15 protein-coding genes are annotated in these 23,168 nt (G+C 64.7%); 5 read left to right on the top strand and 10 right to left on the bottom strand.

Annotated features, from left to right (window positions below; translation table 11 throughout):
- Positions 1-78: 78 nt before the first annotated feature.
- Positions 79-1,389: a class I SAM-dependent RNA methyltransferase gene (locus ZAL01S_RS02895; RefSeq protein WP_066079487.1), complete on the bottom strand. Its 1,311-nt coding sequence runs from the start codon at positions 1,387-1,389 to the stop codon at positions 79-81.
- A gap of 103 nt (positions 1,390-1,492) precedes the next feature.
- Between ZAL01S_RS02895 and ZAL01S_RS02890 the strand changes: the two genes are divergently transcribed.
- Positions 1,493-2,191, top strand: coding sequence for a Maf family protein (locus ZAL01S_RS02890; protein WP_066079873.1), 699 nt, complete (start codon positions 1,493-1,495; stop codon positions 2,189-2,191).
- Positions 2,192-2,676: 485 nt separating this feature from the next.
- Here the strand turns inward: ZAL01S_RS02890 and ZAL01S_RS02885 are convergent, their stop codons facing one another.
- The 3 genes from ZAL01S_RS02885 to ZAL01S_RS02875 form a co-directional block, all read right to left on the bottom strand.
- A complete protein-coding gene (locus ZAL01S_RS02885) occupies positions 2,677-4,761 on the bottom strand; it encodes an ABC transporter ATP-binding protein (RefSeq protein WP_066079484.1) in 2,085 nt (694 codons plus the stop codon).
- Positions 4,758-6,491 carry an ABC transporter ATP-binding protein gene (locus tag ZAL01S_RS02880; RefSeq protein ID WP_066079870.1) on the bottom strand — a complete coding sequence of 578 codons (1,734 nt, stop codon included), beginning with the start codon at positions 6,489-6,491 and terminating at the stop codon, positions 4,758-4,760. Before ZAL01S_RS02880 ends, ZAL01S_RS02885 begins: the two co-directional genes overlap by 4 nt.
- A 137-nt stretch (positions 6,492-6,628) precedes the next feature.
- Positions 6,629-7,264, bottom strand: coding sequence for a TetR/AcrR family transcriptional regulator (locus ZAL01S_RS02875; protein ID WP_066079481.1), 636 nt, complete (start codon positions 7,262-7,264; stop codon positions 6,629-6,631).
- A gap of 160 nt (positions 7,265-7,424) precedes the next feature.
- Between ZAL01S_RS02875 and ZAL01S_RS02870 the strand changes: the two genes are divergently transcribed.
- A complete protein-coding gene (locus ZAL01S_RS02870) occupies positions 7,425-8,948 on the top strand; it encodes an HNH endonuclease signature motif containing protein (protein WP_066079478.1) in 1,524 nt (507 codons plus the stop codon).
- Positions 8,949-8,984: 36 nt separating this feature from the next.
- Here ZAL01S_RS02870 and ZAL01S_RS09700 read toward each other — a convergent pair whose 3' ends face one another.
- Both ZAL01S_RS09700 and ZAL01S_RS02860 read right to left on the bottom strand, forming a co-directional pair.
- Positions 8,985-9,956 carry a ribonuclease H family protein gene (locus ZAL01S_RS09700; protein WP_083523004.1) on the bottom strand — a complete coding sequence of 324 codons (972 nt, stop codon included), beginning with the start codon at positions 9,954-9,956 and terminating at the stop codon, positions 8,985-8,987.
- A complete protein-coding gene (locus tag ZAL01S_RS02860) occupies positions 9,957-12,938 on the bottom strand; it encodes an FAD-binding and (Fe-S)-binding domain-containing protein (protein ID WP_110467113.1) in 2,982 nt (993 codons plus the stop codon).
- 169 nt (positions 12,939-13,107) lie between these two features.
- Between ZAL01S_RS02860 and ZAL01S_RS02855 the strand changes: the two genes are divergently transcribed.
- Positions 13,108-14,889 carry an ATP-binding protein gene (locus ZAL01S_RS02855; protein ID WP_066079472.1) on the top strand — a complete coding sequence of 594 codons (1,782 nt, stop codon included), beginning with the start codon at positions 13,108-13,110 and terminating at the stop codon, positions 14,887-14,889.
- A 1,077-nt stretch (positions 14,890-15,966) separates the two neighbouring features.
- Here the strand turns inward: ZAL01S_RS02855 and ZAL01S_RS02850 are convergent.
- Entirely contained in the window at positions 15,967-17,400 is a 1,434-nt protein-coding gene (locus ZAL01S_RS02850) for an NAD(P)H-quinone dehydrogenase (protein ID WP_066079469.1), read from the bottom strand.
- 106 nt (positions 17,401-17,506) lie between these two features.
- Between ZAL01S_RS02850 and ZAL01S_RS02845 the strand changes: the two genes are divergently transcribed.
- Entirely contained in the window at positions 17,507-18,340 is an 834-nt protein-coding gene (locus tag ZAL01S_RS02845) for a purine-nucleoside phosphorylase (RefSeq protein ID WP_066079865.1), read from the top strand.
- Positions 18,337-20,073, top strand: a complete 1,737-nt coding sequence (locus ZAL01S_RS02840) for a phospho-sugar mutase (RefSeq protein ID WP_244875310.1) — start codon at positions 18,337-18,339, stop codon at positions 20,071-20,073. Before ZAL01S_RS02845 ends, ZAL01S_RS02840 begins: the two co-directional genes overlap by 4 nt.
- A 24-nt stretch (positions 20,074-20,097) precedes the next feature.
- Here ZAL01S_RS02840 and ZAL01S_RS02835 read toward each other — a convergent pair whose 3' ends face one another.
- The 3 genes from ZAL01S_RS02835 to ZAL01S_RS02825 all read right to left on the bottom strand — a co-directional run bounded on the left by ZAL01S_RS02835 (position 20,098) and on the right by ZAL01S_RS02825 (position 23,163).
- Positions 20,098-20,592 carry a PTS sugar transporter subunit IIA gene (locus ZAL01S_RS02835; RefSeq protein WP_066079466.1) on the bottom strand — a complete coding sequence of 165 codons (495 nt, stop codon included), beginning with the start codon at positions 20,590-20,592 and terminating at the stop codon, positions 20,098-20,100.
- Positions 20,589-21,734: an adenosine deaminase gene (locus tag ZAL01S_RS02830; protein WP_370664267.1), complete on the bottom strand. Its 1,146-nt coding sequence runs from the start codon at positions 21,732-21,734 to the stop codon at positions 20,589-20,591. Before ZAL01S_RS02830 ends, ZAL01S_RS02835 begins: the two co-directional genes overlap by 4 nt.
- Positions 21,735-21,819: 85 nt before the next feature.
- Positions 21,820-23,163 (bottom strand): thymidine phosphorylase, encoded by a 1,344-nt coding sequence (locus ZAL01S_RS02825; RefSeq protein WP_066079862.1) that lies wholly within the window; start codon positions 23,161-23,163, stop codon positions 21,820-21,822.
- Between the last annotated feature and the right edge of the window lie 5 nt (positions 23,164-23,168).

Raw genomic sequence — 23,168 nt, 5'->3', positions numbered from 1 at the left:
CCCGCACTCGCATGCGGTCGCGAATCACCGAGGTGACGGCATCGGCCTTCGAGACACGGGCAGTGCTCGGGCTGGGGGTCAGCGATCGAAACGGGCGAGCGTCTCCACGTGGTGCGTGGACGGGAAGAGGTCGAAGGCACGCAGGCTCGTGAGCTTCCATCCGCGTTCTGCGAGGTAGGCCGTGTCGCGCGCGAGAGCAACCGGGTCGCAGGCGACGTAGATGAGTTGGCGCGGGTCGAGTGCGTCGAGGGATTCGATGACCTCGAGTCCGGCGCCGGCGCGCGGAGGGTCGAGGACGACCGTGCCACACCGCAGGGCGCGTGCGCCGCGGTCGTTGAGGAGTCGGTTCAGGTAGTGATCGACGCGGGCTGTGATGGCGCGAGCACCGACCCACTCGGCGAGGTTTTCCTGGGCGTGTTCGGTGGCCGATTCAACTGCCTCGACGCTTTCGACACGGCTGCGCTTGCCGCCGAGTTCGCCGAGTGCTGCGGCGAGGAGGCCGACACCGCCGTAGAGGTCGAGGTGCTGCGCCTCCGGGTCGAAGTGGTCACGCGCGGCATCCTGGACGGCATTGAAGAGGGTCGTGGCGGCCTGACGGTGGACCTGCCAGAAGCCGTCTTCGGCGAGGTGGAAGCTGCGGTCGTTGACGGTTTCGATGATGACGCGTTCGCTTCGGACGGGGTTCGCGCCTCGACGGGTGGCCGGGACAAAGCGGATGCGTGCGTCGAGTTCGCTCGGCTGGACGAGTTCGTAGCAGCCCGATTCGCCGGGGGCGACGCCGTCGAGCGGGGCAAGTTCTTCGATGTCGGGCACTGCGAGGGGCAAGCTGGCGACGGGGATGACGCGGCGTGAGCGTGCGGCGTAGGGGCCAACGTTGCCGTGTTCGTCGACGTGGAGGGTAACGCGGGTGCGCCAGCGGGTGCCGCCGAGGTCGTCGTCGCCAGGGCAGGCTTCGACGGCGGTGAGGTCGTCGGCGATGTCGAGTTTGGCGAAGCGGGCAAAGGAGTCGGCGAGGACGCGGCGCTTGAGTTCGCGCTGGTAGCTGAGCGTGAGGTGGCCGAATTCGGCACCGCCTGCACGGTCCGCCGGGTCCCGGTCGATGGCGGCTTCCGGCCAAATGTGGTCGCGGCGTTCCTCGTGGGTTTCGATGACGCGGAGCGTTTCGGCGCGTGCGAAGCGCTTCTTGACTTCGGTGACGCGCGCGAGGATGCGTTCTCCGGGCGCCGTGTCGGGGACGAACACGGCGCGACCGTCGTGACGGGCAACGCAGATGCCGCCGTGCGCGACATTGTCGACGGTAAGTTCGATGAGCTGACCGGTGGCGAGCTCGCCTGCATGCGGGCGCGGGCTGGTGTCGGTGGCGTGCGGTGCGTGCTGGTCGTCACTCATGGTGCCAGCCTAGGCGGTGTGGTCGCGGGGGTGGGCCGGGTTGGGCTCGGCCGGACTGGAGTGGGCCGGGCGGGGTGAGGTGGGCGTCTGTAGCCTGGTGGTCATGCGCGTCTACTTGGCTTCTACGTCGCCTGCCCGCCTCATGCTCCTGCGGAGCTCAGGGATTGAACCGATCGCGATTCCGTCTCAGGTAGACGAGGATGCGGCACTCGAACGCGTGGCTGCTGATCGTGGTGTACGGGTGGCGGACCTCTCCCCGGAGACGGTGGTCCTCGAGCTCGCTCGCGCGAAGGCGGAAGCGGTGGCTGGCTCTGCGGTGGATCCGGTGAGCGGTGGCGATTTGGATGGTCTTGTCATCGGTGGCGACTCGATGTTTGAGATTGACGGGCGTGTGCTGGGGAAGCCGTACGTCCCTCAGGTTGCGCGCGAGCGTTGGCTGGCGCAGCTCGGGAAGACGGGGACGCTGTGGTCAGGGCATTGGGTGGTGGATTGTCGGCGCCGTTCGGACGTGGCAGAGGTGGCCGATGTGGTGCCTGCTGTTGGTCGTGTGGCGAGCGCGCAGGTGACGTTTGTGGATGACCTGAGTGAGGCCGAGCTGGAGGCGTACATCGCATCGGGTGAGCCGCTCCAGGTGGCGGGCGCGTTCACGATTGATTCGCTCGCGGCGCCATTCATTGAGCGAGTGGATGGCGATCCCTCGACGGTTGTCGGCATGTCGCTGCCGACCCTCCGGCGCATGGTCCGTGAGCTCGGCATCGAGTGGCACGAGCTCTGGAACCGTGCGCGGGAGCATCGCGGGTAGTGGCTCAGGTCCGTGTGGAGTCCGTGTGGACGACAGTCGAGGCTTGAGCGCCGCGCGTAGTGGGGAGCAGCGGTGTCGCCACCAACCCAGATCATCTCACCGATTGAGCACCGCGCGTAGTGGGGAGCAGGCTTCGCCGCGGCGTTACGTGCCGGCGGCCTCCGGCCTGAGCACTGCGTGTCGGGGTTCTGGCAGGCCGCTGGCAGCGGCACGACCTCGAAGTTGGCCTGAGCACTGCGCGTCGGGGTTCTGGGCTTCGCGGGTCTGCTCGACCGGAGCTTCGCGTCGCGCTTCGGGCCGCGTCCGTTGACGTTCATCTCACGCTGGGGTTCGCCAGGCTGCGCCGTGCCGGGCTGAGGCGCCGAACCTCACCGCGAACGCAGTGTGGCTGCCGACGCGTTTGCGTCGACAGCCACACCTTTCGTGTTGCAACCTGCCCGGAGTCCCGTGCCCCGTGAGAAGCACCCCCTCGGGCGCGGTGTTTGCTACATCCCCATCGGTCCGACGCTTGGCGCTTCCTGGTGCGGGATGTCGATCTCTTCAACCTCGTGGGCGCCTTCGAACTGCGAGGCGTAAAGCTTCGCGTAGGCACCGTTCTTGGCGATGAGTTCCTCGTGGTTGCCCTGTTCGACGATGTCGCCGTGTTCCATGACGAGGATGAGGTCCGCGTCACGAATGGTCGAGAGTCGGTGGGCGATCACGAAGCTCGTGCGACCTTCGCGAAGCGTCGCCATCGCGTGCTGGAGCAGCAGTTCGGTGCGGGTGTCGACGGAGCTTGTGGCTTCGTCAAGGATGAGCACTGCGGGGTTCGCGACGAAGGCGCGCGCGATGGTGACGAGCTGGCGTTCACCTGCCGAGACATTGCTCGCGTCTTCATCGAGGATGGTGTCGTAGCCGTCCGGAAGGGAGTGCGCGAAGCGGTCGACGTAGCAGGCGCTCGCCGCGGCAAGCACTTCTTCATCGGTGGCGCTTTGGCGTCCGTATCGGATGTTTTCGAGGATTGAGCCTTGGAACAGCCACGGGTCCTGCAGCACCATGCCGGTTCGGGCTCGGACGTCGTGGCGCGTGAGCTCGGAGATGTCTTGCCCGTCGATGAGGATGCGACCGCCATCGAGCTCATAGAAGCGCATGAGCAGGTTGACGAGTGTTGTCTTGCCGGCGCCTGTGGGGCCGACGATGGCGACGGTCTGTCCGGGGTCGACTCGGAACGAGAGGTCACGGATGAGCGGCTTCTCCGGGTGGTAGGAGAAGCGCACGTGCTCGAACTCGATCGTGCCGCGACCGCCCACGGGCTTGGCCGTGTTGCCGTCTTCGGCGCGCTCTTCCTCAACGTCAAGCACGTCGAACACGCGCTCGGCCGAGGCCGTTCCGGACTGGACTGTCGCAGCCATACCACCGAGCTGGGCGAGCGGCTGTGAGAACTGACGCGAGTACTGGATGAACGCCTGGACCTCGCCCAGTGAGATGCTGCCGGACGCCACCTTGAGGCCACCCACGACGGCGATGGCCACGTAGGAGAGGTTCCCGATGAACATCATCGCGGGCATCATGATGCCGGAGAGGAACTGGGCTCGGAAGCTCGCCTCGTAGACGGCTTCGTTCTCCTCTGCAAAGGCCTGGCGGGATGCCTCGTCGCGACCGAAGACATGGACGAGCGAGTGGCCGGAGAAGGACTCTTCTACGCGGGCGTTGAGCCGTCCGGTCTTCTTCCACTGAATCTGGAACTGCTTCTGCGACTTCGGCCCAATGATGCCCATGACGACGCCCGTGAGCGGGATCGCGATGAGCGCCACAAGCGCCAGCTCCCACGAGATCGAGAACATCATGATGAGGACACCGATGACGGTGAGGAGTGCGGTCAACGCCCCTGAGAGCGACTGCTGGAGCGTGTTCGTGATGTTGTCGATGTCGTTCGTCACGCGTGACAGGAGGTCGCCTCGCTGCATCTTGTCGAAGTAGGACAGCGGCAGGCGGTGGATCTTTTGCTCGACCGATTCACGCAGGCGGTACATCGCCTTCACCATGATGATGTTGACGACGTAGCCCTGGATCCAGCCAAGCACGCCACCGATCACGTAGAGCGCGAGCACGATGAGGAGGACCTGGCCGAGGCGCCCAAAGTCAACGCCCTCTCCCGGGCGAAGGTTCATCGCGCCGAGCATGTTGGCGAAGTCGTCTTGGCCTTGCGCCCGGAGATGCTCAACGAGCATTTCCTTGGTCATGCCAGCCGGAAGCTGCTTGGAGATCAGTCCTTCGAAAAGGATGTTCGTTGCCTCGCCGAGCACCTTGGGAGCGATGACGGTGAGAACCACGGAGATCGCGCCGAGCAGCGAGACAAAGGCGAAGCTCCACTTATAGGGAGCAAGCAATCCGAGCAGTCGTTTAAAGGACGGCCAGAAGTTCTTGGCCTTGCCGCCCGCTTGACCGCCAGCGGCGATGCGAGCCTTCGCGGTGGCTTCGTCTTCGACACCGGTCTCGAGCTCGCGCTCGATCTCGTCGTGAAGTTCGCGTTCGCTGCCTCGAACCGGGGACGTGGAGCGACGGGATGTTCCCTTTGCTGCCTTGCTCATGCCTGGGCCTCCGCTCCGAGCTGGGATTCAACGATTTCGCGGTACGTCTCGGACGATTCGAGGAGTTCCTCGTGGGTTCCGAGGCCGACGACGCGACCACGCTCAAGCACCACGATGCGGTCGGCGTCAGTAATCGTCGACACGCGCTGCGCCACGACGAGCTTGGTCACATCCGGCATTTGCTGCCAGAGCGCCTGGCGGAGTCGGGCATCGGTCGTGAGGTCGAGGGCTGAGAAGGAGTCATCAAAGATGAGCAGCTTCGGGTCGTGCACGATGGCGCGAGCGATCGCGAGACGCTGACGCTGACCGCCGGACACGTTGGTGCCGCCCTGTGCGATGGGTTCGTCAAGCTGCTTCGGCTTCTCACGAACGAAATCGGCAGCCTGAGCAATTTCGAGTGCAGCCCAGAGTTCTTCGTCGCTCGCGTCGGGCTTGCCAAAGCGGAGGTTGGACGCGATGGTGCCGGCAAAGAGGAACGGCTTTTGCGGCACGAGACCGATACCGCTCCACAGCTCTGCCGAGTCAGCGTCGCGAACGTCGATGCCACCGACGCGGACCGTGCCACTGGTCGCATCCACGAGGCGCGGCACAAGCGAGATGAGCGTGGACTTGCCTGCACCTGTTGAGCCAATGACGGCGACTGTTTCGCCCGGGTTCACGCGGAAGGTGACATCTTCAAGCACAGCTTCTTCCGCACCGGGGTAGGTGAAGCTGACGTGTTCGAGCTCAATGCTGCCGGGCGTGGGCTGACCACGCGTCGGGGTCTCCGGCCACACGAGGCTCGTGTCGGTATCGAGCACTTCACCGATTCGCTCAGCACAGACCGCTGCGCGCGGGATCATGACGACCATGAAGCTCGCCATGACGACCCCCATAAGGATCTGCATGACGTACATCATGTAGGCGAAGATCGTGCCGACCTGCACCTGTCCACGGTCCACTTCGATGCCGCCGAACCAGATCACCGCGATGGTCGTGATCTGGAGGATGAGCATCGCGAGCGGGAACAGGAGCACGAAGAGGTCTCCGACGCGCTTGCCGACCTGGGTAATGTCTTCGTTTGCTTCCTTGAAGCGCTTGGTTTCGATGTCTTCACGCACGAAGGCACGAACAACGCGAATGCCGGTGAGCTGCTCACGCAGCACCCGGTTCACGGCGTCGACCTTGTCCTGGTAGCTGCGGAACAGGGGCACCATCCGGGACACAATCGCAAGCATCGCGGCCAGGAGCACCGGCACGGACACGGCGATGATCCAGCTGAGCCCAATGTCCTGACGCAGCGCCATGATGATGCCGCCGATCGCGAGCATCGGTGCGGACACGAGCATCGTGGCGCCCATCATGGCGAGCATCTGCACCTGCTGCACGTCGTTCGTCGTGCGAGTGATGAGCGAACCGGGCCCGAAGTGCGAGATCTCGCGTTCCGAAAACGCCGCAACGCGGTCAAAGATGTCGCGGCGGAGGTCGCGGCCAGCACCCATGGCGGCCTTACCAGCACACCATGTTGCGATGATCGCAGTCAGGATCTGCCCAAAGCCCACGAGGAGCATCCAGGACCCGGTTGCCCAGATGTAGCCGGTGTCACCCTTCGCGACGCCGTTGTTGATGATGTCTGCGTTCAAGCTGGGCAGGTACAGCGACGCAAGCGCTTGCAGCAGCTGGAACACCAGCACACCGACGACAAGCGGCCACTTTGGGGCCAGGTATCGCCAAAGGATTTGAGAAAGCACGTGTAGTTCTTCCGACGTGACGGGCACTGCCCGTGAATCAATTGGATAGTCAGGTTGTGTCGCATCAAGATGGCGTTTGGGGAGCGTCAGCTCGAGGTGCGAATCTGAGGGGGCTGTGGGGTGGGCTGACCAGACTGTTACGGGTGGTCAAGCTTGGGAGAGGGCGCCGGGGAAGACCCCGACTGCTCGGCCATAAGGCCGTGCACAAGGATGCGGTGCGTGTCATCAAGTGAGAGCGGCCGAGCGACTTGACCCCAAGACGAACTCGCGGTGACCGCAACGGTGGCGATGGCCGCAGCAGCCGCTGTCGTGGACACGCTCATCTCATGGGCAAAGGGCTCAAGCAGGGATGCAATGCGCTGGTTGAAGTCCCCGAATCGTTGGTTGTGAACCTCAACCGCGTTCTTCTCCCCGCAACCGCGTTGAGCGGCGTGGATGAGCGGACCCAGCGCCATCGTCAACTCCATGTAATGACCAAGCTGGTCGACGATGGCCTCAATCATCGCTCGAACCAGTTCGCTCACCGTCAAGAATTCGTTGCGACGCAGCTCGACGGATGACAGGTCAAAGGCACGGCATCCTTCCCGCTCGGCAAAAGCAACGAGAAGGGAGTCCTTGTCACCGAAAGCGCGAAACAGCGTGCCCTCCGCGACTCCCGCCGCGTCAGCAAGTTGGCGCGAGGTGACCATGACCCCGTGCTCAAGCACGACAGGGCCGATCGACGAGAGGATCTGCTCTCGCCGATCGTCAGCGGACAAGCGGCACCGGGTCATGACACGATCCTAAATGAGTGAGTACTCACCTCACAACACCTCCCCCAATGGGCAACTCGAACATCTGTTCGTATATTACTCGACAAGATCTCACCACTACCAGCCACCTCTCAGCTTAGATCGAACATCCGTTCTACTCTTGATGGCAAAGGGAGGGGTCATGACATCAACGCAGTCGCACCGAGCGCTCACTGAGCACGACGCGCAAACACACGCATCGCTTGTTCAATTGGGGCAGCTCGAGCGCCAACAGCGGATACTCGCAGCGCAGCAGTCGCGCGTGCTTGCTGAGGCATACCTCGCCGTCATCTCGGCCACTGCCACGGCACATGCCAAGCATCGCGAGTTGGCGCTCCGCTCACTGGCAGCCGAGTGCGGCCTCGTTGTCGACCGCCCGTGCCGCACCATGACGGCACGCATGGAACGTGCCACCTCCCTCCTCGAGTCATTCCCTGCGACACAGCGCTGTTGGGAGGCGGGCGAGATCGACGGCGTGCGGGCTGAACTCATCGAACGGCACGGCAAGGCGATAGAACGGACCGAGCTCCGGCAGCAGTACGAACGTGCCGCACTCGAAGCGGCCATCGAGTGCACGCCAGGTGAGCTCGAGCGAATCGTTCGCCGACTGTCAGAGCAGGCCAGAGAACAGCATCTTGACGAACGTTTCGAAGAAGCGCAGGCACTCCGCACCGTTGCTGTTGAGCCCCTCAAGGACGGGCTCGCAGCGCTTTCGATCGTGATGCAGGAGTGGCAAGCGCACGCGATCTTCGAACGGGTGACCGAAATCGCCAAGGACAACCTCCGTGCGGAGGCGCAAGGACGCACAGCCATAGTTTCAGGCCGAGGCGACAGCGGCGCGACGCGAACCCTTGATCAGGTGCGCGCTGATGTGGTTGCAGAGCTGCTCCTGCAGAGCGATCCTACGGCGAACGTGCTTCGCCCGGATGGGGGTGCACTGCGCTACGACGCACGGGTGTCCGTCACCGTTCCAGCTCTCTCCTTGCTCGGCCACTCACGGGAAGCTGCCGTCCTCTCGGGCGTCGGCCCGATCCCTCTCTCACTCGCGAAGCAGCTTGCGGCCGAGCGGCCAAGCTTCGAACGGATCCTGACCGACCCGATCACCAGCCAGCCGCTCGCAGTCGATCGTTACCGGCCGAGCGAGGCAATGCGTCGCATGCTCGCAGTCCGCGACGAATGCTGCCGCTTCCCCGGATGCAGTCGTCGGGCAGAGCGCTGTGATCTCGATCACACGCACGATGCTGCCAAGGGTGGCGAAACGGCGATCCACAATCTCGCCCACTTGTGCCGGTGGCATCACACGCTCAAGCACTGGCACGGGTGGGAGGTCAGCCAAAACAACGCGGGTGCTCTCCACTGGATCTCACCAAATGGCATCGAGAAGACGACAAGACCACCAAATGCCCACGCGAGAATCCAGTCCGCACGCGAGGCCTGCCAGTCCATCGGCGCCCGACCTCACATTGGTGGCGCCCCGGATGAGGCCGCTGGTGCTGCGAGTCAGGACACAGGCTCCACCAGCGCCCGCACCAGGCCAATACGGCGATCGGCACGGCCGTCTCCAGGCACGCAGGTTCCCCAGTTTTCCCCGAAACGGGATGCCGAAGCAACCCCAATTCGCGAGAGGAGGAGAGTCTCTTGGGATCTGACACCAGCGCCGTTCTAGACCGGCGCGGCCGCCGAGGACAGAGCCGCCTCCTGCTTACGCGAACGACCCATCCGAGACGAGGGTTGCGTGGTGGTGGCGCAGTTGCCAGGTGCGCTCGTTCTGCACGAGACGCTCGTAAACCCACAGAGAACTCGTGCGCTGCACTGTGCCATCGACGAGCTCAATCCGGCCGGTCACGAGGCAGGTGTTCGCAGCAATGGCCGCAACCTGAACCGCGTCCATCGACGCAACACCAGCCAGCAGGTCATCCCGGCCGACCACCGAAGCAAAGTGCTCAATCAGTTCGTGACGAGCAAGGAGGGAACCATGCACATCCACACCGCTGGCTTCGTCGTGCAGCAGTTCCTCACGGCGGCTCGCAGTCACAGCGGGCGTCGGCCCCTGACCCCACAGGGCAGCCTCAAGGTCGCAGAGCAGGCGCTGAGGCGACTCAGGCGCAAGGTGCGGGTCGTGCAGTTCGCGGGCAACAACCTCAGCCTCTTCGACATCCGACGCATTCGCATCGTTACGTGGAGGCTCGGTTGTGTCGGGCGCACCGCGGAATCCGGGGCCAGTGTTCGGCTGCTTGCCGGCCTGGTAGGCCTCCGCTGCGGCACGGGCACGCTCATCGGCGGCCTCATTCTCCGGGTGTCCGGCGTGGCCCTTCACCCACTCAAAGGTCACCTCGCGGCCCTCGAGCGAGGCGTCGATGCGTTCGAGGATGTCACGGTTCAGAACAGGCTTTCCATCGGCCTTCTTCCAGCCCTTGCGCTTCCAGCCGTGCATCCACTTCGTGACCGAATTGATCACGTACTGGGAGTCACACAGCACCCGCAGCGGTTCGCCAGCGTGGCCACTTTGAGCAGTGGCATCCAGAAGTTCAGCCACAGCAAGCAGCTCACCGATGTTGTTCGTGCCACTTCGGGCACCGCCAGCGCCCCAACACTCCTCGTCCACATACCAGCACCAGCCCATGGGGCCGGGGTTACCGAGCGAAGAGCCGTCCGCGGCCGCGGTCAGTGTCATCTAGGCGTCCTTCCCGTCACGTGCCGGGTCCAGGAGCTCCACGAGGTGCGAGCCCTTACGTCCCGGTTCAAGGTGCGCGAGCTGCGTCACACACGAGAAACCATCCGTCGCCACCGACGCACACGGCGACGCGTCGTGCAGCATCTTGCCCATCGAGTGCTCGGCAACCTTCATCGAGGTTTCGTAGTGCTCCGCTTCAATGCCGAAGTTGCCGGCAAGGCCACAGCACGACGTCGATTGCGTGATCTTCGACACACCCCACTGTTCGTACACCTGCTTCTGCACCGCGTGGCCAAACGCCGAGTACTCGTGGCAGTGCGGCTGCAGGGCCAGTTCCTTCGGCGGGGTTGCGCTCGGCTTCCAGCCAGCAAGCATCCGTTCGCGCGCGAAATCAGCGAAGGACCGCACACGCGCCGAAACACGAGCCGCAGCTGGATCATCCATGAGCAGCTTCGGAGCATCGTGCTTGATCGCCGACGCACAGCTCGGCTCAAGCACGACAATCGGACGATCCGTGCCGTCATCCAGCGTATCCACGAGCGAACGCATGCGACGCTTCGCACCGTCCAACTGTCCCGTCGAAATCCAGGTGAGGCCACAGCACTCATCGGCCGAGCAGGACGCCGTCACGCCAGCATCCGAGAGCACACGAGAAGTCGACTCGATGAGCTCCGGGCGGAACGCCTTCGTGAACGAGTCCAGGAAGAACACCGCGTCCTGCGAGGCACCAGCAGCCGTGCCGTGCTTCGTGAAGCGTGCCGCCCGGATCGCTGCGCGAGTCGCCGAGCGGCGGGCAAACACCGGGAAGGGACGCTTCGAAGTCACACCAGACATCGCAAACACGAGGTACTTGAGCGGCGACTTCATCGCCAGGTTCGCGATCGGCGCGAGCGCCTGCGCAAGCGGCAAGAACATCGGCAGCTTCCCGACCGTGTAGTGGGAGCGGGGGCGCACGCGGCCCTTGTAGTACTCGTTATAGAAGACCGACTTCATCGACGCCATGTCGACACCGGTCGGGCAGTCACTCGCGCACGCCTTACACGAGAGGCAGAGGTCCAGGGCCTCGCGGACTTCCTTCGACTTCCACCCCTCCTTCACCGTCCGAGCGCCACGGAGCATGTCCTGCAGCACACGCGAACGGCCACGCGTCGAATCCTTCTCGTCATTCGTGGCGCGGTAGCTCGGACACATGAAGGTACCCGCCACCGTGCGGCAACGGCCGACCCCCACACACGCCTGCGCAGTGTGAACGAAATCATCGAGCCCCTCAGGCTTCAGCGAGCCGCCGTGCTGGCGAACATCAAGCGCCGTACGCCACTCACGGTCCGGCACACCCGCGAGCGCAAGGTTTGCGTCAATCGGGTCCCATTCAACGCCGATGTTCGGGTTGAGGATGCCCTTCGGGTCCCAGATCTCCTTGAAACGACGGAACGCAGCGAGCATCCCCTCGTCATACATGATCGGAAGCAGCTCACCACGCGCACGCCCATCGCCATGCTCTCCCGAGAGGGAGCCGCCGTGCTTCACCACCAGGCGCGCAGCATCCTCCATGAACGCGCGAAAGCGGGCTCGGCCAGCCTCGGTGCGCAGATCAAAGTCAATGCGGATGTGCATGCAGCCAGCACCGAAGTGCCCATACATCGAGCCGCGATATCCGTGGGATGCCATGAGTTCACGCAGCTCGTGCAGATAATCCGCGAGACGGTCCGGGTGGACGGCCGAGTCCTCCCAGCCCGCAAAACCAGCCGGTTCGCCAAGCGGACGCGAGACAAGGCCAGCACCATCCTCACGGATGCGCCACAGGATCTGCTTGTCCTTCGGGCCCGTCACCGCGCGCCCCTCCAGCAGGCGCGGTGGCGTGCCATCCTCCCCCGGCTGCGAGAGCACGTCGATGAGTTCACGCGAACGATCCGCTGCAGCAGCCTCGTCGTCCACTTCAAACTCAACGAAAAGGAACGCGTCACCCTCAGGCAGCTCCGAGACGCTCGCCCCACCGCGACGCGACTTCATCACATTCACAATCGAAAGATCAATGCCCTCAATCGCAGACGGGCTCAGACGGAGGATCGCCGGCACATCGCGGGCCATAGTCACCGGGTCCGGATAACCGAGCACCGCGAGCGAGCGCACGGGCGCCTTCGGCACGAGCTGCATCGTCGCCGCCACGATGATCGCGCAGCTTCCCTCCGAGCCCGCGAGCGCACGGGCCACGTGGAAACCGCGCTCCGGGAGCAGCTTCGCGAGGTGGTAGCCCGACACCTGGCGGGGCATCGTCTCAAGCCCCGTCCGGAAGCGAGCCATGTTCTCGTCCACGAGCGCGCGCAGCTCCCGCTCAATCTCCACCGCGCGCGTCACCGAATGCGAGTCCGCGCCATCAACGGCGCGAATACCGCCCTCGGTCGCGAGCAGATGCGCACCGTCGGCGGTCACCACCTCAAGCGAGACGATCGAGTCCGACATGCGGCCGTACTTCACCGAGTGGTTACCGCAGGCATCATTCCCGATCGCGCCAGCCACGCACACACGCGTGTGGCTCGACGGGTCCGGCGCGAAGGTGAGCGCGCCGTCCGTGGCCGTCTCCACATTGCTTCGGAGCACCGACAGGATGACGCCACCCTCCGCACGAATCGTGCGCGCCTCGACATCCGGCTCCGCAATCCCTCGCATGTAGCGCGAGACGTCCACGACAAGGCCCGGGCCAATCGAGTTACCGGCAAGCGAGGTACCACCACCACGCGGAGCCATAGGGACGCCGTGGGTCGAGCAGGCGCGGGCAATCACCACAAGATCGGCAGCTGTCTTCGGGAACACAACACCCACCGGAGGCACCCGATAGATCGACGCGTCGTAGGCGTACTCAGCACGACGGCGAGCATCCGATTCGAGCCTGAGCCCATGCGAAGCGAGCTCCTCACGCAGCGCCTCCAGCGCTGCCGCGTCAATCTCCCGCACAGCTCGGCCCTCAGTGATCCTGGCTCCCATAAAACAAGGGTAATTCGTCGCCTCCACCTCGCCTGCCATGCGCGAGCACCGCCGCATCGTGCCAGAGATGGAACCACATCTCCTTTTGAGGTTTTCACAATGGATGTCGGCATGACTTTGTTGAAGCGCGCCAAAAAGAAGACGCTTTGACGCAGTAGAGTGACTGCTTATGCGCCGCATCTCCAAGGTCCTCGTCGCAAACCGAGGCGAAATCGCTGTCCGAGTCATCCGCGCCGCGCGGGACGCCGGTATTGCATCAGTCGCCGTCTACGCCGATCAGGACCGAGACGCACCACACGCGCGCCTTGCCGACGAAGCCTATGCCCTTCGCGGCACGACGAGCGCCGAGACCTACCTCGTCATCGACAAGATCCTCTCCGCCGCCCGCCGCTCCGGTGCCGACGCCATCCACCCCGGCTACGGCTTCCTCGCCGAAAACGCCGAGTTTGCGCGCCGCGTCATCGACGCAGACCTCATCTGGATTGGCCCCTCCCCCGAAGCCATCGAAGCACTCGGCGACAAGGTGACTGCCCGCCACGTCGCCGAAAAGGTCGGCGCGCCCCTCGCGCCCGGCACACTCGAACCCGTCGCTGGTCCGGATGAGGTGCTCGCCTTCGCCGACGAGCACGGCCTCCCCGTTGCGATCAAGGCCGCCTACGGTGGTGGCGGCCGCGGCCTCAAGGTCGCCCGCGAGCGCGAAGAAATCCCCCAGCTCTTCGAATCCGCCACGCGTGAAGCCATCGCCGCCTTCGGGCGAGGCGAATGCTTCGTCGAGAAGTACCTCGACCGCCCACGCCACGTCGAAACTCAGTGCCTCGCCGACGCGCACGGCAACGTCGTCGTCATCTCGACCCGCGACTGCTCGCTCCAGCGCCGCCACCAGAAGCTCGTTGAAGAAGCCCCGGCACCCTTCATCACGCCCGAGCAGCACGAGGCCATGGTGACCGCATCCAAGGCCATCCTCAAGGAGGTCGGCTACCAGGGCGCCGGCACCTGCGAGTTCCTCCTCGCCGCCGACGGAACCGTCGCCTTCCTCGAAGTGAACACGCGCCTCCAAGTCGAGCACCCTGTCTCCGAAGAAGTCACCGGCATCGACCTCGTGCGCGAGCAGTTCCGCCTCGCCGAAGGCGAAGAGCTCGGCTACGACGATCCGACCTCGCACGGTCACTCCTTCGAGTTCCGCATCAACGGTGAAGACCCCGGCCGCAACTTCTTCCCCGCCCCCGGCACGATCCACGCGCTGCGCCTGCCGACCGGCCCGGGCGTGCGCATTGACTCGGGCGTTCGCGAAGGCGACGAAGTCTCGGGCGCCTTCGACTCTCTCCTCCTGAAACTCATCGTCACCGGCCGCACGCGCGAAGAGGCCCTCGCCCGCTCGCGTCGCGCACTCGACGACCTCGAGATCTCGGGCATGCCGACCGTCGTCCCCTTCCACCGGGATGTCGTGAACCAGCCCGCCTTCACCGCCGAACACGGTTCCTTCGATGTCTTCACGCGCTGGATCGAAACTGACTACGAGAACCCGTGTGAGCCGTGGGACGGCGAAGCTGGGGAACTCAGCGAACCGGACGAGCGCCGCAGCGTCGTCGTCGAAGTGAACGACAAGCGTCTCGAAGTCTCCCTCCCCGCCCGCATCATCTCGAACACCGACGCTGGCCACGGCGGAGTCGGCCGCACCATGCAGGGCCACGCCCCGAAGCGCCGCCAGAAGAAGTCCTCCGGGCCGAGCGAAACCGGCACGGCGGTCAAGGCACCCATGCAGGCCACCATCGTGAAGTTCGCCGTCGAAGCAGGCCAGTCCGTCGTCAAGGGCGACCTCCTCGTCGTCCTCGAGGCGATGAAGATGGAACAGCCCATTCAGGCACAGCGCGACGGCGTCATCAAGGCCATCTCGGGCGAGCCCGGCCAGACCATCCCCTCCGGCACCGTCCTCATCGAGTACGCGGAGTAGCCCGCCGCCCCAATCAGCTTAGGTCGCAGTTGTGCCCCTAGGTGGCGATACCTAGGGGCACAACTACGACCTAAGGCGCGGGGAGAGCGACCTCCCTAAGGCTGTGTGAACGGCTTGCCCCAACACTCGGAGAGCATAGACACAACTCCTGAGCCGATCATGCCCGCAGCCGCCGCTGTGACTGCAGCGGCTGGCCCGCTGAGCAAAAACGTCACAATACCGCTTGTGAGGCCTCCCTTGACGGCAGCACCACTGACGCACTGATCCCAACTGCCGTCCCAATTGCTCCGCAAAGAGAGATCGTTCGTTACGGTCGCTTGCTCAGCAGCAGCTGCGGAGAGGGTGAAGGTATGAGCATCAAGGATGTCATATGTGACGTCATATTGGATGCCATCAACAGTGATAACATCCGGCAACTTTGTTCTACACCGCCCCTAAGGATACGCACGCTCTCACCGCTTCGTGAGACTTCCCCGTCCACAACTGAGAGCGTTGCAAATTCCCCAGTTGCACTTGCCGCCAAGACGGTCAAACCATGACTGTTTTCTTCTTGAGTGTGACTTTGACTTTGAGACGGCATCGGATCAGCCTGAGCTTGTCCTCCCCCCGCACGTCAGCCCAATGAGGCCGATGATTGAAGCAGCCACAAGAGCAACAAGATTTCTGAGACGCATGTACCTCAATTCCTTCCCCACCAATGGGATTGAACAGCGAACGACCTCAGACTCGAGAACAGAACTGAGAATCACCACCGGATCCCCCTGGGAAGAGACCGCGTCCTCACGCGAGACCTTGACACGCAGAGGCTTTATTTACTCTGACGATCGCCAGCTGAAATGCGCCGACCGAGGGCCCACACAACAGCCGTGACGGCAATCAAGCCGATTACAAGCACAAAGTTCCACGGCCATTCTGTCCTTTGCATTGAAACGCTCGCCAACGCAATAAGAACTCCAGCAAGAAATCCTCGTATAACCCAAGTCACGCCCATACTGGATTAACTCCAATCTCTCTCACAGAATCGTTGAAAGATTGAATTGACCGTATCAAGCCGACTCTGGGAGACACACCCAGCGTCTACTCCTGCGGCATGTGCATGGAGCGAGCGAGGTCCACGATCGAGCCCGAAAGCGACGGGTAGGCAGCCCAGGCACGAGCGAACTGGTCCACCGTGAGACGCTGCTCGATCGCGAGCGACAGCGGGAGGATGAGTTCCGACGCACGCGGCGCCACGACGACCGCACCGATAATCGTGCCGAGGTCATTGCCGGCGATGATCTTCACGAAGCCGTCCTTGAACTCCTGCATCTTCGCGCGCGGGTTCTGCTCGAGCGAGAACTTCGCGACGCGACCCTGACGCGTGCCATCCTCAACCGCCGACTGCTGCCAGCCGACCGTCGCGATCTCCGGGTAGGTGAACACGTTCGAGGCAACATTGCGAAGGTTGATCGGACGGACCTCGTCACCGAGCGCGTGGAACACCGCGGCGCGGCCCTGCGCCGATGCGACCGATGCGAGCGGGAAGAAGCTCGTGCAGTCACCGGCAGCGTAAATGTTCGGCACCGAGGTGCGCGCCACACGGTTCACGACAATGTGGCCCGACTCGGTGAGTTCAACGCCCGCCGATTCCAGCCCGATGTCCTTCGTGTTCGGGATGGAACCGACCGCCATGAGGCAGTGCGAACCGCGGATCTCACGGCCGTCCGAGAGCGTCGCCACGACCTCATCGCCGTCGCGCACGACCTTCTCAGCACGCTGACCGGAGACGACGTTCATGCCGTTGCGCTTGAAGACCTCTTCAATGACATCCGCAGCGTCCGCGTCTTCACCCGGGAGCACGCGGTCGCGGCTCGAGATGAGCGTGACCTCGCTGCCGAGGAGGCGGTAGGCAGAAGCAAACTCGGCACCGGTCACACCCGAGCCGACCACGATGAGGTGCTCCGGCATCTCGGTGAGGCTGTAGAGTTGCTTCCAGGTGAGGATGCGCTCACCGTCGGGCTTCGCCGAGGGAAGCTCACGCGGGCTCGCACCCACCGACACGATCATCGTGTCAGCCTCAATGTGGTCAAATTCCTTGCTCTTCGGGCCCGAGTCGACGATGACCGTGTTGGGGCCGTCGAGGCGGCCGCGGCCCTGCACAACCGTGACACCGTGACGCTTGAGCGAGGCGAGCATGTCATCCGACTGCTTCTGCGCGAGACGGCGGATGCGCTGGTTGAGCTTCGTGAAGTTCACCGCAATGTCCGGACGCAGCGGACGGTCCTTGTCGTCGCGGGCAAAGAACTGGACGCCAAGCTCCCCGGCCGTTGCCATGTGCGAGGCGACCTCAGCCGCCGAAATAAGCGTCTTCGAGGGGACGACATCCGTGAGCACGGCGTTGCCACCAACTCCGTGATGTTCGACGAGGGTGACCTCGGCTCCGAGTTCGGCACCGCGCAGGGCCGCCTCATAGCCACCGGGGCCGCCACCAATAACGGCAATGCGATGCTTACGGGGAGTCTTCTCAGCCATGGCTTCCATCATGCCGGGCCAGTCTGAACGCCGCCAACTCAGGACAGCGGGAACCAACCTCAAACTGGAAGGGGCATCCTCAGCACGGCCTACTACGCTGATGACCATGTCCGAGTATGCACACCCCCTCGAGGACCCGAAGGCAGATCCCTTCGAGATCGCTCGCCAGGCAGCCGACGTCATCGCAGACCGCACCGGAGTCGCGCAGCACGACATTGCCCTCACGCTTGGTTCCGGCTGGAGCAAGGCCGCTGAGCTCATGGGCGACGAGGTCGCCGTCATCCCCGCCACCGAGGTCCCTGGCTTCTCGAAGCCCGCACTTGAGGGGCACGTCGGCACGATCCGCTCCATCCGCCTCCCCAACGGCAAGCACGCACTCGTGATCGGTGCCCGCACCCACTACTACGAAGGCCACGGCGTCCGCCGCGTCGTCCACTCGGTCCGCACAGCAGCAGCCGCGGGCGCCAAGGTCATGGTCCTCACGAACGGTGCAGGCGGTGTCCGTCCCGAGTGGGGCCCCGGCACGCCCGTCCTCATCTCCGACCACATCAACCTCACGGCCGACTCACCGCTCGAGGGCGCAACCTTCATCGACCTCACCGACCTCTACTCGGAGCGCCTCCGCGAGATCGCACGCGAGGTTCGTCCCGGCATGGATGAGGGCGTCTACGTCCAGTTCCGTGGCCCCCACTACGAGACGCCCGCTGAGGTGCGCATGGCTCGCGCGATGGGCGGCGACATCGTCGGCATGTCGACCGCGCTCGAAGCGATCGCTGCCCGCCGGGCTGGGATGGAAGTCCTCGGCTGCTCGCTCATCACAAACTCGGCCGCTGGCGTCACCGGTCAGCCGCTCAGCCACGAAGAAGTCATCGAAGAGGGCAAGAAGGCGGAGGGTGAACTCGCGCGCTTCATTGCCGACGTGGTGGTGAAGATCTCGTGATCGCCGCGATCAACCGTCAGCGCCAGGTCGCGCTTCGGCACGCCGCTGAGCGCTGGCTCGCGCAGGACCCCGACGAGGTCACGCGCGTCGAACTCTCCGCCATCCTTGCTGCCGCGGGTGATCCGACGAGCGTGCAGGATGACATCACGCCGGAAACCCCCGGCGAGGCCGCAGCCGCATGGCGCGACCTCGAAGACCGCTTCGGCACGCGCCTCGCATTCGGTACCGCAGGCCTCCGCGGCCGCCAGGGTGCTGGCACGAACCGCATGAACCGTGTGCTTGTCGCCCAGGCTGCGCGCGGCTTCGCCGAGTACCTCCTCGCGCGAGCTGAACGCGACGGCACGGGCCGGCCGAGCATCGTCATCGGCTACGACGCCCGCATCAACTCGGAGCGGTACGCCCGCGACACCGCCGAACTCATGCAGGCTGCCGGCGTCCAAGCGACGCTCCTGCCGCGCCTGCTCCCAACCCCGGTGCTCGCCTTCGCCGTGCGCGAGCTCGGCGCCTCGGCCGGGGTCATGGTCACCGCATCCCACAACCCGAAGTGGGACAACGGCTACAAGGTGTACCTCGGCGGTACCGACGACGGTTCGCAGATTGTCTCGCCTGCGGATGCTGAGATTGCCGCGTGCATCGACCGCGTCGCGAACGAGGAGCTCGTGAACGAGCTGCCCCGCTCGAACGACTACCAGATCGCACCCGAGTCGCTCATCGACGCCTACGTGGCGGCAACCGCCCGCGTCTTCCAGGGCGAGGTGCAGCCCCTCAAAGTCGTCTACACGCCCATGCACGGCGTCGGGTGGGAGACCTTCCAGAAGGTGCTCGCGACGCTCGGCATCCCGGACCCGGTCGTCGTGGACGAGCAGATTCAGCCTGATGGCTCCTTCCCGACGGTTGACTTCCCGAACCCGGAAGAGCCGGGCGCCCTCGACCTCGCCTTCGCGGCGGCAGAGCGCACGAGCGCCGACATCATCATCGCGCACGACCCGGATGCCGACCGCCTCGCAGTGGCGCTGCGCAACTCCGACGGCGCCTGGGAGCGCCTCGGTGGCAACGACATCGGCAAGCTCCTCGGCTGGCGTGCCGCAAAGCAGCTTGAAGCACGTGGCGAGACCGCTGGTGCAACGCTCGCGACCTCGCTCGTCTCCTCCCCCGCCCTCTCGGAGGTGGCAGCCGCCTACGGCCTCGGCTACGCGGAGACGCTCACCGGTTTCAAGTGGATTTCGCGCGCTGAGGGCATCGTCTACGGCTACGAGGAAGCACTCGGCTACCTCGTGAACCCGGAGTCGGTCCGTGACAAGGACGGTATTTCCGCCTCCGTCGCGATCCTCGAAATGGCGATGCAGCTCGCCGCCGAAGGCCGCACGATTCGCGACCTTGATGCCGAATTCGCTGAGCGTTTTGGCTCCTTCGTGTCGGTACAGAAGTCGGTCCGCTTCGAGCGCGTGAGCGACATCCCGGCCGTTATGACGAAGCTGCGCGGCGCGCTCCCGACCATGCTCGAAGGCATCACGGTGACCAGCGCGGAAGAGATCGGCAAAGACATCATCCGCCTCCGTCTCGCGGACGGCACGCGCGTCATGGTGCGCCCCTCGGGCACCGAGCCGAAGATCAAGTGCTACGTGGATGCTGTCGGCACCGAAGGTACGGCGGCCGAGCGTTCGGCGACGGCACGTGCTGCCTCAAGTCGCGCCGCGAACGCGATGGCGGAGCTGCTCACCGAGCTCAGCTAGCGGGCGCGCTCACGTAGCGGACGCTCAGTTCGAGGCAGACGCCACGTCAAGCGTGGGGTGACGAGCGACGAACCGGTCCACAAACTCCTGTGGATCGGTCGTCGCGAGCGCCCGCTCAAGCACACCACCCTGGTCGACCGCATTCGCGATCGAGGCGACGACCGTGAGGTGGTCCTCCGAGCGCGTGAGGGCCACACCAAGCACGAGGCGCACCGGGTCGAAGCGCGAGTGGCCAAAGTCAACACCCTCAGGGATGACGATCGCGGCCATGCCGTTCTGGAGCGTGTCGCGGCCCGGGCGCGCGTGCACGAGCGCAATGCCGGGCGCGATGACGATGTACGGCCCGAACTGCTCGATGACCTGGATCATGTGGTCCGAGTAGGCGGGCGTCGCAAAGCCACGCTCGCTGAGCATGTCACCGACGTAGCGGACGGCGTCCTTCCAGCTCTCGAGCTTGACCCCCAGTGCAACGCACGAGGCGTCAAAATGCAGCGGGACCGGCGCAGTTTCGGGCCTCATCGTGCAGCCCCCTGCGCAATGGCCTCGGCAAAGCCCTCCGTGATGAGATCCGCGAGTTCTTCGCGATCTTCGACCGGGAGGAAGGCAGCTTCAGCAGCGTTCTGCTGGAAGTCCTGCAGGTCTTCGATCGTGTAGTCGAAGGTGTCCGCAAGCAGCGACAGCTCGCGCGTCAGCGAGGTGTTCGACTGGAGCCGGTTGTCGGTGTTCACCGTGACGGTGAAACCGAGCTGGTACAGGATGTCGAAGGGGTGCGCGTCGAGCGTCTCACCCCACTGGGCAATCGCGCCCGTCTGCAGGTTCGAGGACGGCGAGAGCTCGAGCGGGATGCGGCGGTCCTTTACCCACTGGGCGAGCGGGCCGAGCGTCACAAAGCCCCCCGGTTCACCGTCCGGGAGCGCCTCCACCTCGAGGTCTTCGGCGATGCGAACACCGTGCCCGAGCCGGAGGGCACGAGCGTCGACCAGGGCGCCACGGATGGAGTCAAGGCCAGCTGCTTCGCCCGCGTGGACGGTGCACGGCATGAGCGCGTCGCGGAGGAGATCAAAGGCCGGCTGCTGCAGCGACGGCGGGAAGCCGTCCTCCGGGCCGGCGATGTCGAATCCGACAACGCCACGACCACGGTGGCGGATGGCAAGCTCGGCGATCTCGCGGCCATCGCCCGCGTGACGCATCGCAGCGAGCAGCTGCCCGACGCGGATGATGCGGCCGCTCGCACGCACCTCATCGACGCCAGCTTCAAGGCCATCCTGCACCGCTTCGACCGTCTCATCGAGCGTGAGGCCGCGCGTGAGGTGCTGCTCCGGCGCCCAGCGCACCTCGCCGTAGAGCACGCCGTCGTCAGCGAGATCGAGTACGAAGTCGCGGGCGGCACGCGTGAGACCCTTGCGAGTCTGCATGACGGCCGTGGTCACCTGAAACGTCTTCAAGTATTCGACGAGCGAGCCCGAGTCGGACTGCCCAGCAAACCACGACGCCAGCGCGGGCGCGTTGTCTGCGGGCAACTCAAGGCCAATCGCATCAGCGAGCTCGAGGATCGTGTCGGGTCGGAGGCCGCCATCAAGATGATCGTGGAGCGACACCTTAGGGAGTGCGCGAATCGACGTCCCATCTGGGAGCGTGAATTCGGCGCCATCGCCACCCACTGTCACGGCTTCTCCCTTGAATACCTAGGCTCATTGGACACTGAATAATTATCGGCCCTCATAAGGCCGCAATTACTGTAGCGCCTTAGTTGCTCGCCGTGTGAACGCTGCTGTGACCTCCAATGCGGTCCGCGATGAGTGGGCCGCCATTGTTGATCTCCTCACCCGCGTCGCCGATCCGGTATGCGCCCTCGAGTGCCTCGAGTGCACGGTCGAAGCGAGCCGAATCGTCAGCGTGCAGGGTGAAGAGCACCTCGCCCGCCTTGACCTCGTCACCGGGCTTCTTCGCGAGGTCGATACCGGCGGCGTGGATGACCGGGTCCTCCTTGCGAGCACGGCCCGCGCCAAGACGCCAGGCGGCAATACCGAAGGGCAGCGCGAGCTGCTCAACGAGTACGCCATCCCGGTCGGCCTTCACCTCGAGCGATTCCTTCGGCTCCGGGAGGGCACCATCCGGGTCACCGTCCTGCGCGGCGACCCAGCGGCGCCACACATCCATGGCCTTGCCGTTCTGCAGGTGCGACTCAACGTCAGCATCCGGCTGGCCAGCGAGGCGGAGCATCTCACGGGCGATCTCGACGGTGAGCTCCACGACATCCGCGGGCCCGCCACCGGCGAGCACCTCGACGGATTCGCGCACCTCGTTCGCGTTACCGATCGCACGACCGAGCGGCACGTGCATGTTCGTGAGGAGCGCGGAGGTCTTCACGCCCGCGTCTTCACCGAGCTGCACCATGACTTCGGCGAGCTCGCGGGCGCGCGAGATGTCGCCCATGAAGGAGCCGGAGCCGAACTTCACGTCGAGCACGAGCGCATCCGTACCCTCGGCGATCTTCTTCGACATGATGCTGGATGCGATGAGCGGGATGCACTCGACGGTGCCCGTCACGTCGCGGAGCGCGTAGAGCCTCTTGTCAGCGGGAGCAAGGCCCGAACCGGCGGCGCACACAACGCCACCAACCTCATCCATGATGCGCAGGAGTTCCTCGTTCGAGAGGTCTGCGCGCCAGCCGGGGATCGACTCGAGCTTGTCGAGCGTCCCACCTGTGTGACCAAGGCCACGGCCCGAAAGCTGCGGCACAGCCACACCGAAGGAGGCGACAAGCGGCATGAGCGGGAGCGTGATCTTGTCGCCGACGCCACCGGTCGAGTGCTTGTCAGCGGTCGGGGCCAAGAGCGAGGAGAAGTCCATCCGCTCGCCCGTCTCGATCATGGCGAGGGTGAGGTCCCTAATCTCACGGCGGCTCATGCCATTGAGGAAGATCGCCATGGCCATGGCCGACATCTGCTCGTCGGCGACAACACCGCTCGCGTAGCGGGAGGCAAGCCACTGGATCTCATCCGTGGTGAGTTCGCCTCGGTCACGCTTCGTGCGGATCAGGTCAACGACGTCGAAGGGCTCGGGCTGGTTCATCACGATCTCACTCATCTCAC

Origin of the sequence: [Zimmermannella] alba NBRC 15616, from assembly GCF_001570905.1 — a bacterium.
Taxonomy (GTDB): Bacteria; Actinomycetota; Actinomycetes; order Actinomycetales; family Microbacteriaceae; genus Pseudoclavibacter; species Pseudoclavibacter albus.
Note: the sequence above shows the minus strand (reverse complement) of the source record. Positions and strands in the feature narration are given on the sequence as shown.

Bases quoted from the DNA above. Each gene is read 5' to 3' on its own strand.
- ZAL01S_RS02895 (WP_066079487.1), bottom strand. From the start codon at position 1,389: ATGAGTGACGACCAGCACGCACCGCACGCCACCGACACCAGCCCGCGC.
- ZAL01S_RS02875 (WP_066079481.1), bottom strand. From the start codon at position 7,264: ATGACCCGGTGCCGCTTGTCCGCTGACGATCGGCGAGAGCAGATCCTC.
- ZAL01S_RS02835 (WP_066079466.1), bottom strand. From the start codon at position 20,592: ATGAGGCCCGAAACTGCGCCGGTCCCGCTGCATTTTGACGCCTCGTGC.
- ZAL01S_RS02860 (WP_110467113.1), bottom strand. From the start codon at position 12,938: ATGGGAGCCAGGATCACTGAGGGCCGAGCTGTGCGGGAGATTGACGCG.
- ZAL01S_RS02825 (WP_066079862.1), bottom strand. From the start codon at position 23,163: ATGAGTGAGATCGTGATGAACCAGCCCGAGCCCTTCGACGTCGTTGAC.
- ZAL01S_RS02850 (WP_066079469.1), bottom strand. From the start codon at position 17,400: ATGGCTGAGAAGACTCCCCGTAAGCATCGCATTGCCGTTATTGGTGGC.
- ZAL01S_RS02845 (WP_066079865.1), top strand. From the start codon at position 17,507: ATGTCCGAGTATGCACACCCCCTCGAGGACCCGAAGGCAGATCCCTTC.
- ZAL01S_RS02885 (WP_066079484.1), bottom strand. From the start codon at position 4,761: ATGAGCAAGGCAGCAAAGGGAACATCCCGTCGCTCCACGTCCCCGGTT.
- ZAL01S_RS02890 (WP_066079873.1), top strand. From the start codon at position 1,493: ATGCGCGTCTACTTGGCTTCTACGTCGCCTGCCCGCCTCATGCTCCTG.
- ZAL01S_RS02870 (WP_066079478.1), top strand. From the start codon at position 7,425: ATGACATCAACGCAGTCGCACCGAGCGCTCACTGAGCACGACGCGCAA.
- ZAL01S_RS09700 (WP_083523004.1), bottom strand. From the start codon at position 9,956: ATGACACTGACCGCGGCCGCGGACGGCTCTTCGCTCGGTAACCCCGGC.
- ZAL01S_RS02855 (WP_066079472.1), top strand. From the start codon at position 13,108: ATGCGCCGCATCTCCAAGGTCCTCGTCGCAAACCGAGGCGAAATCGCT.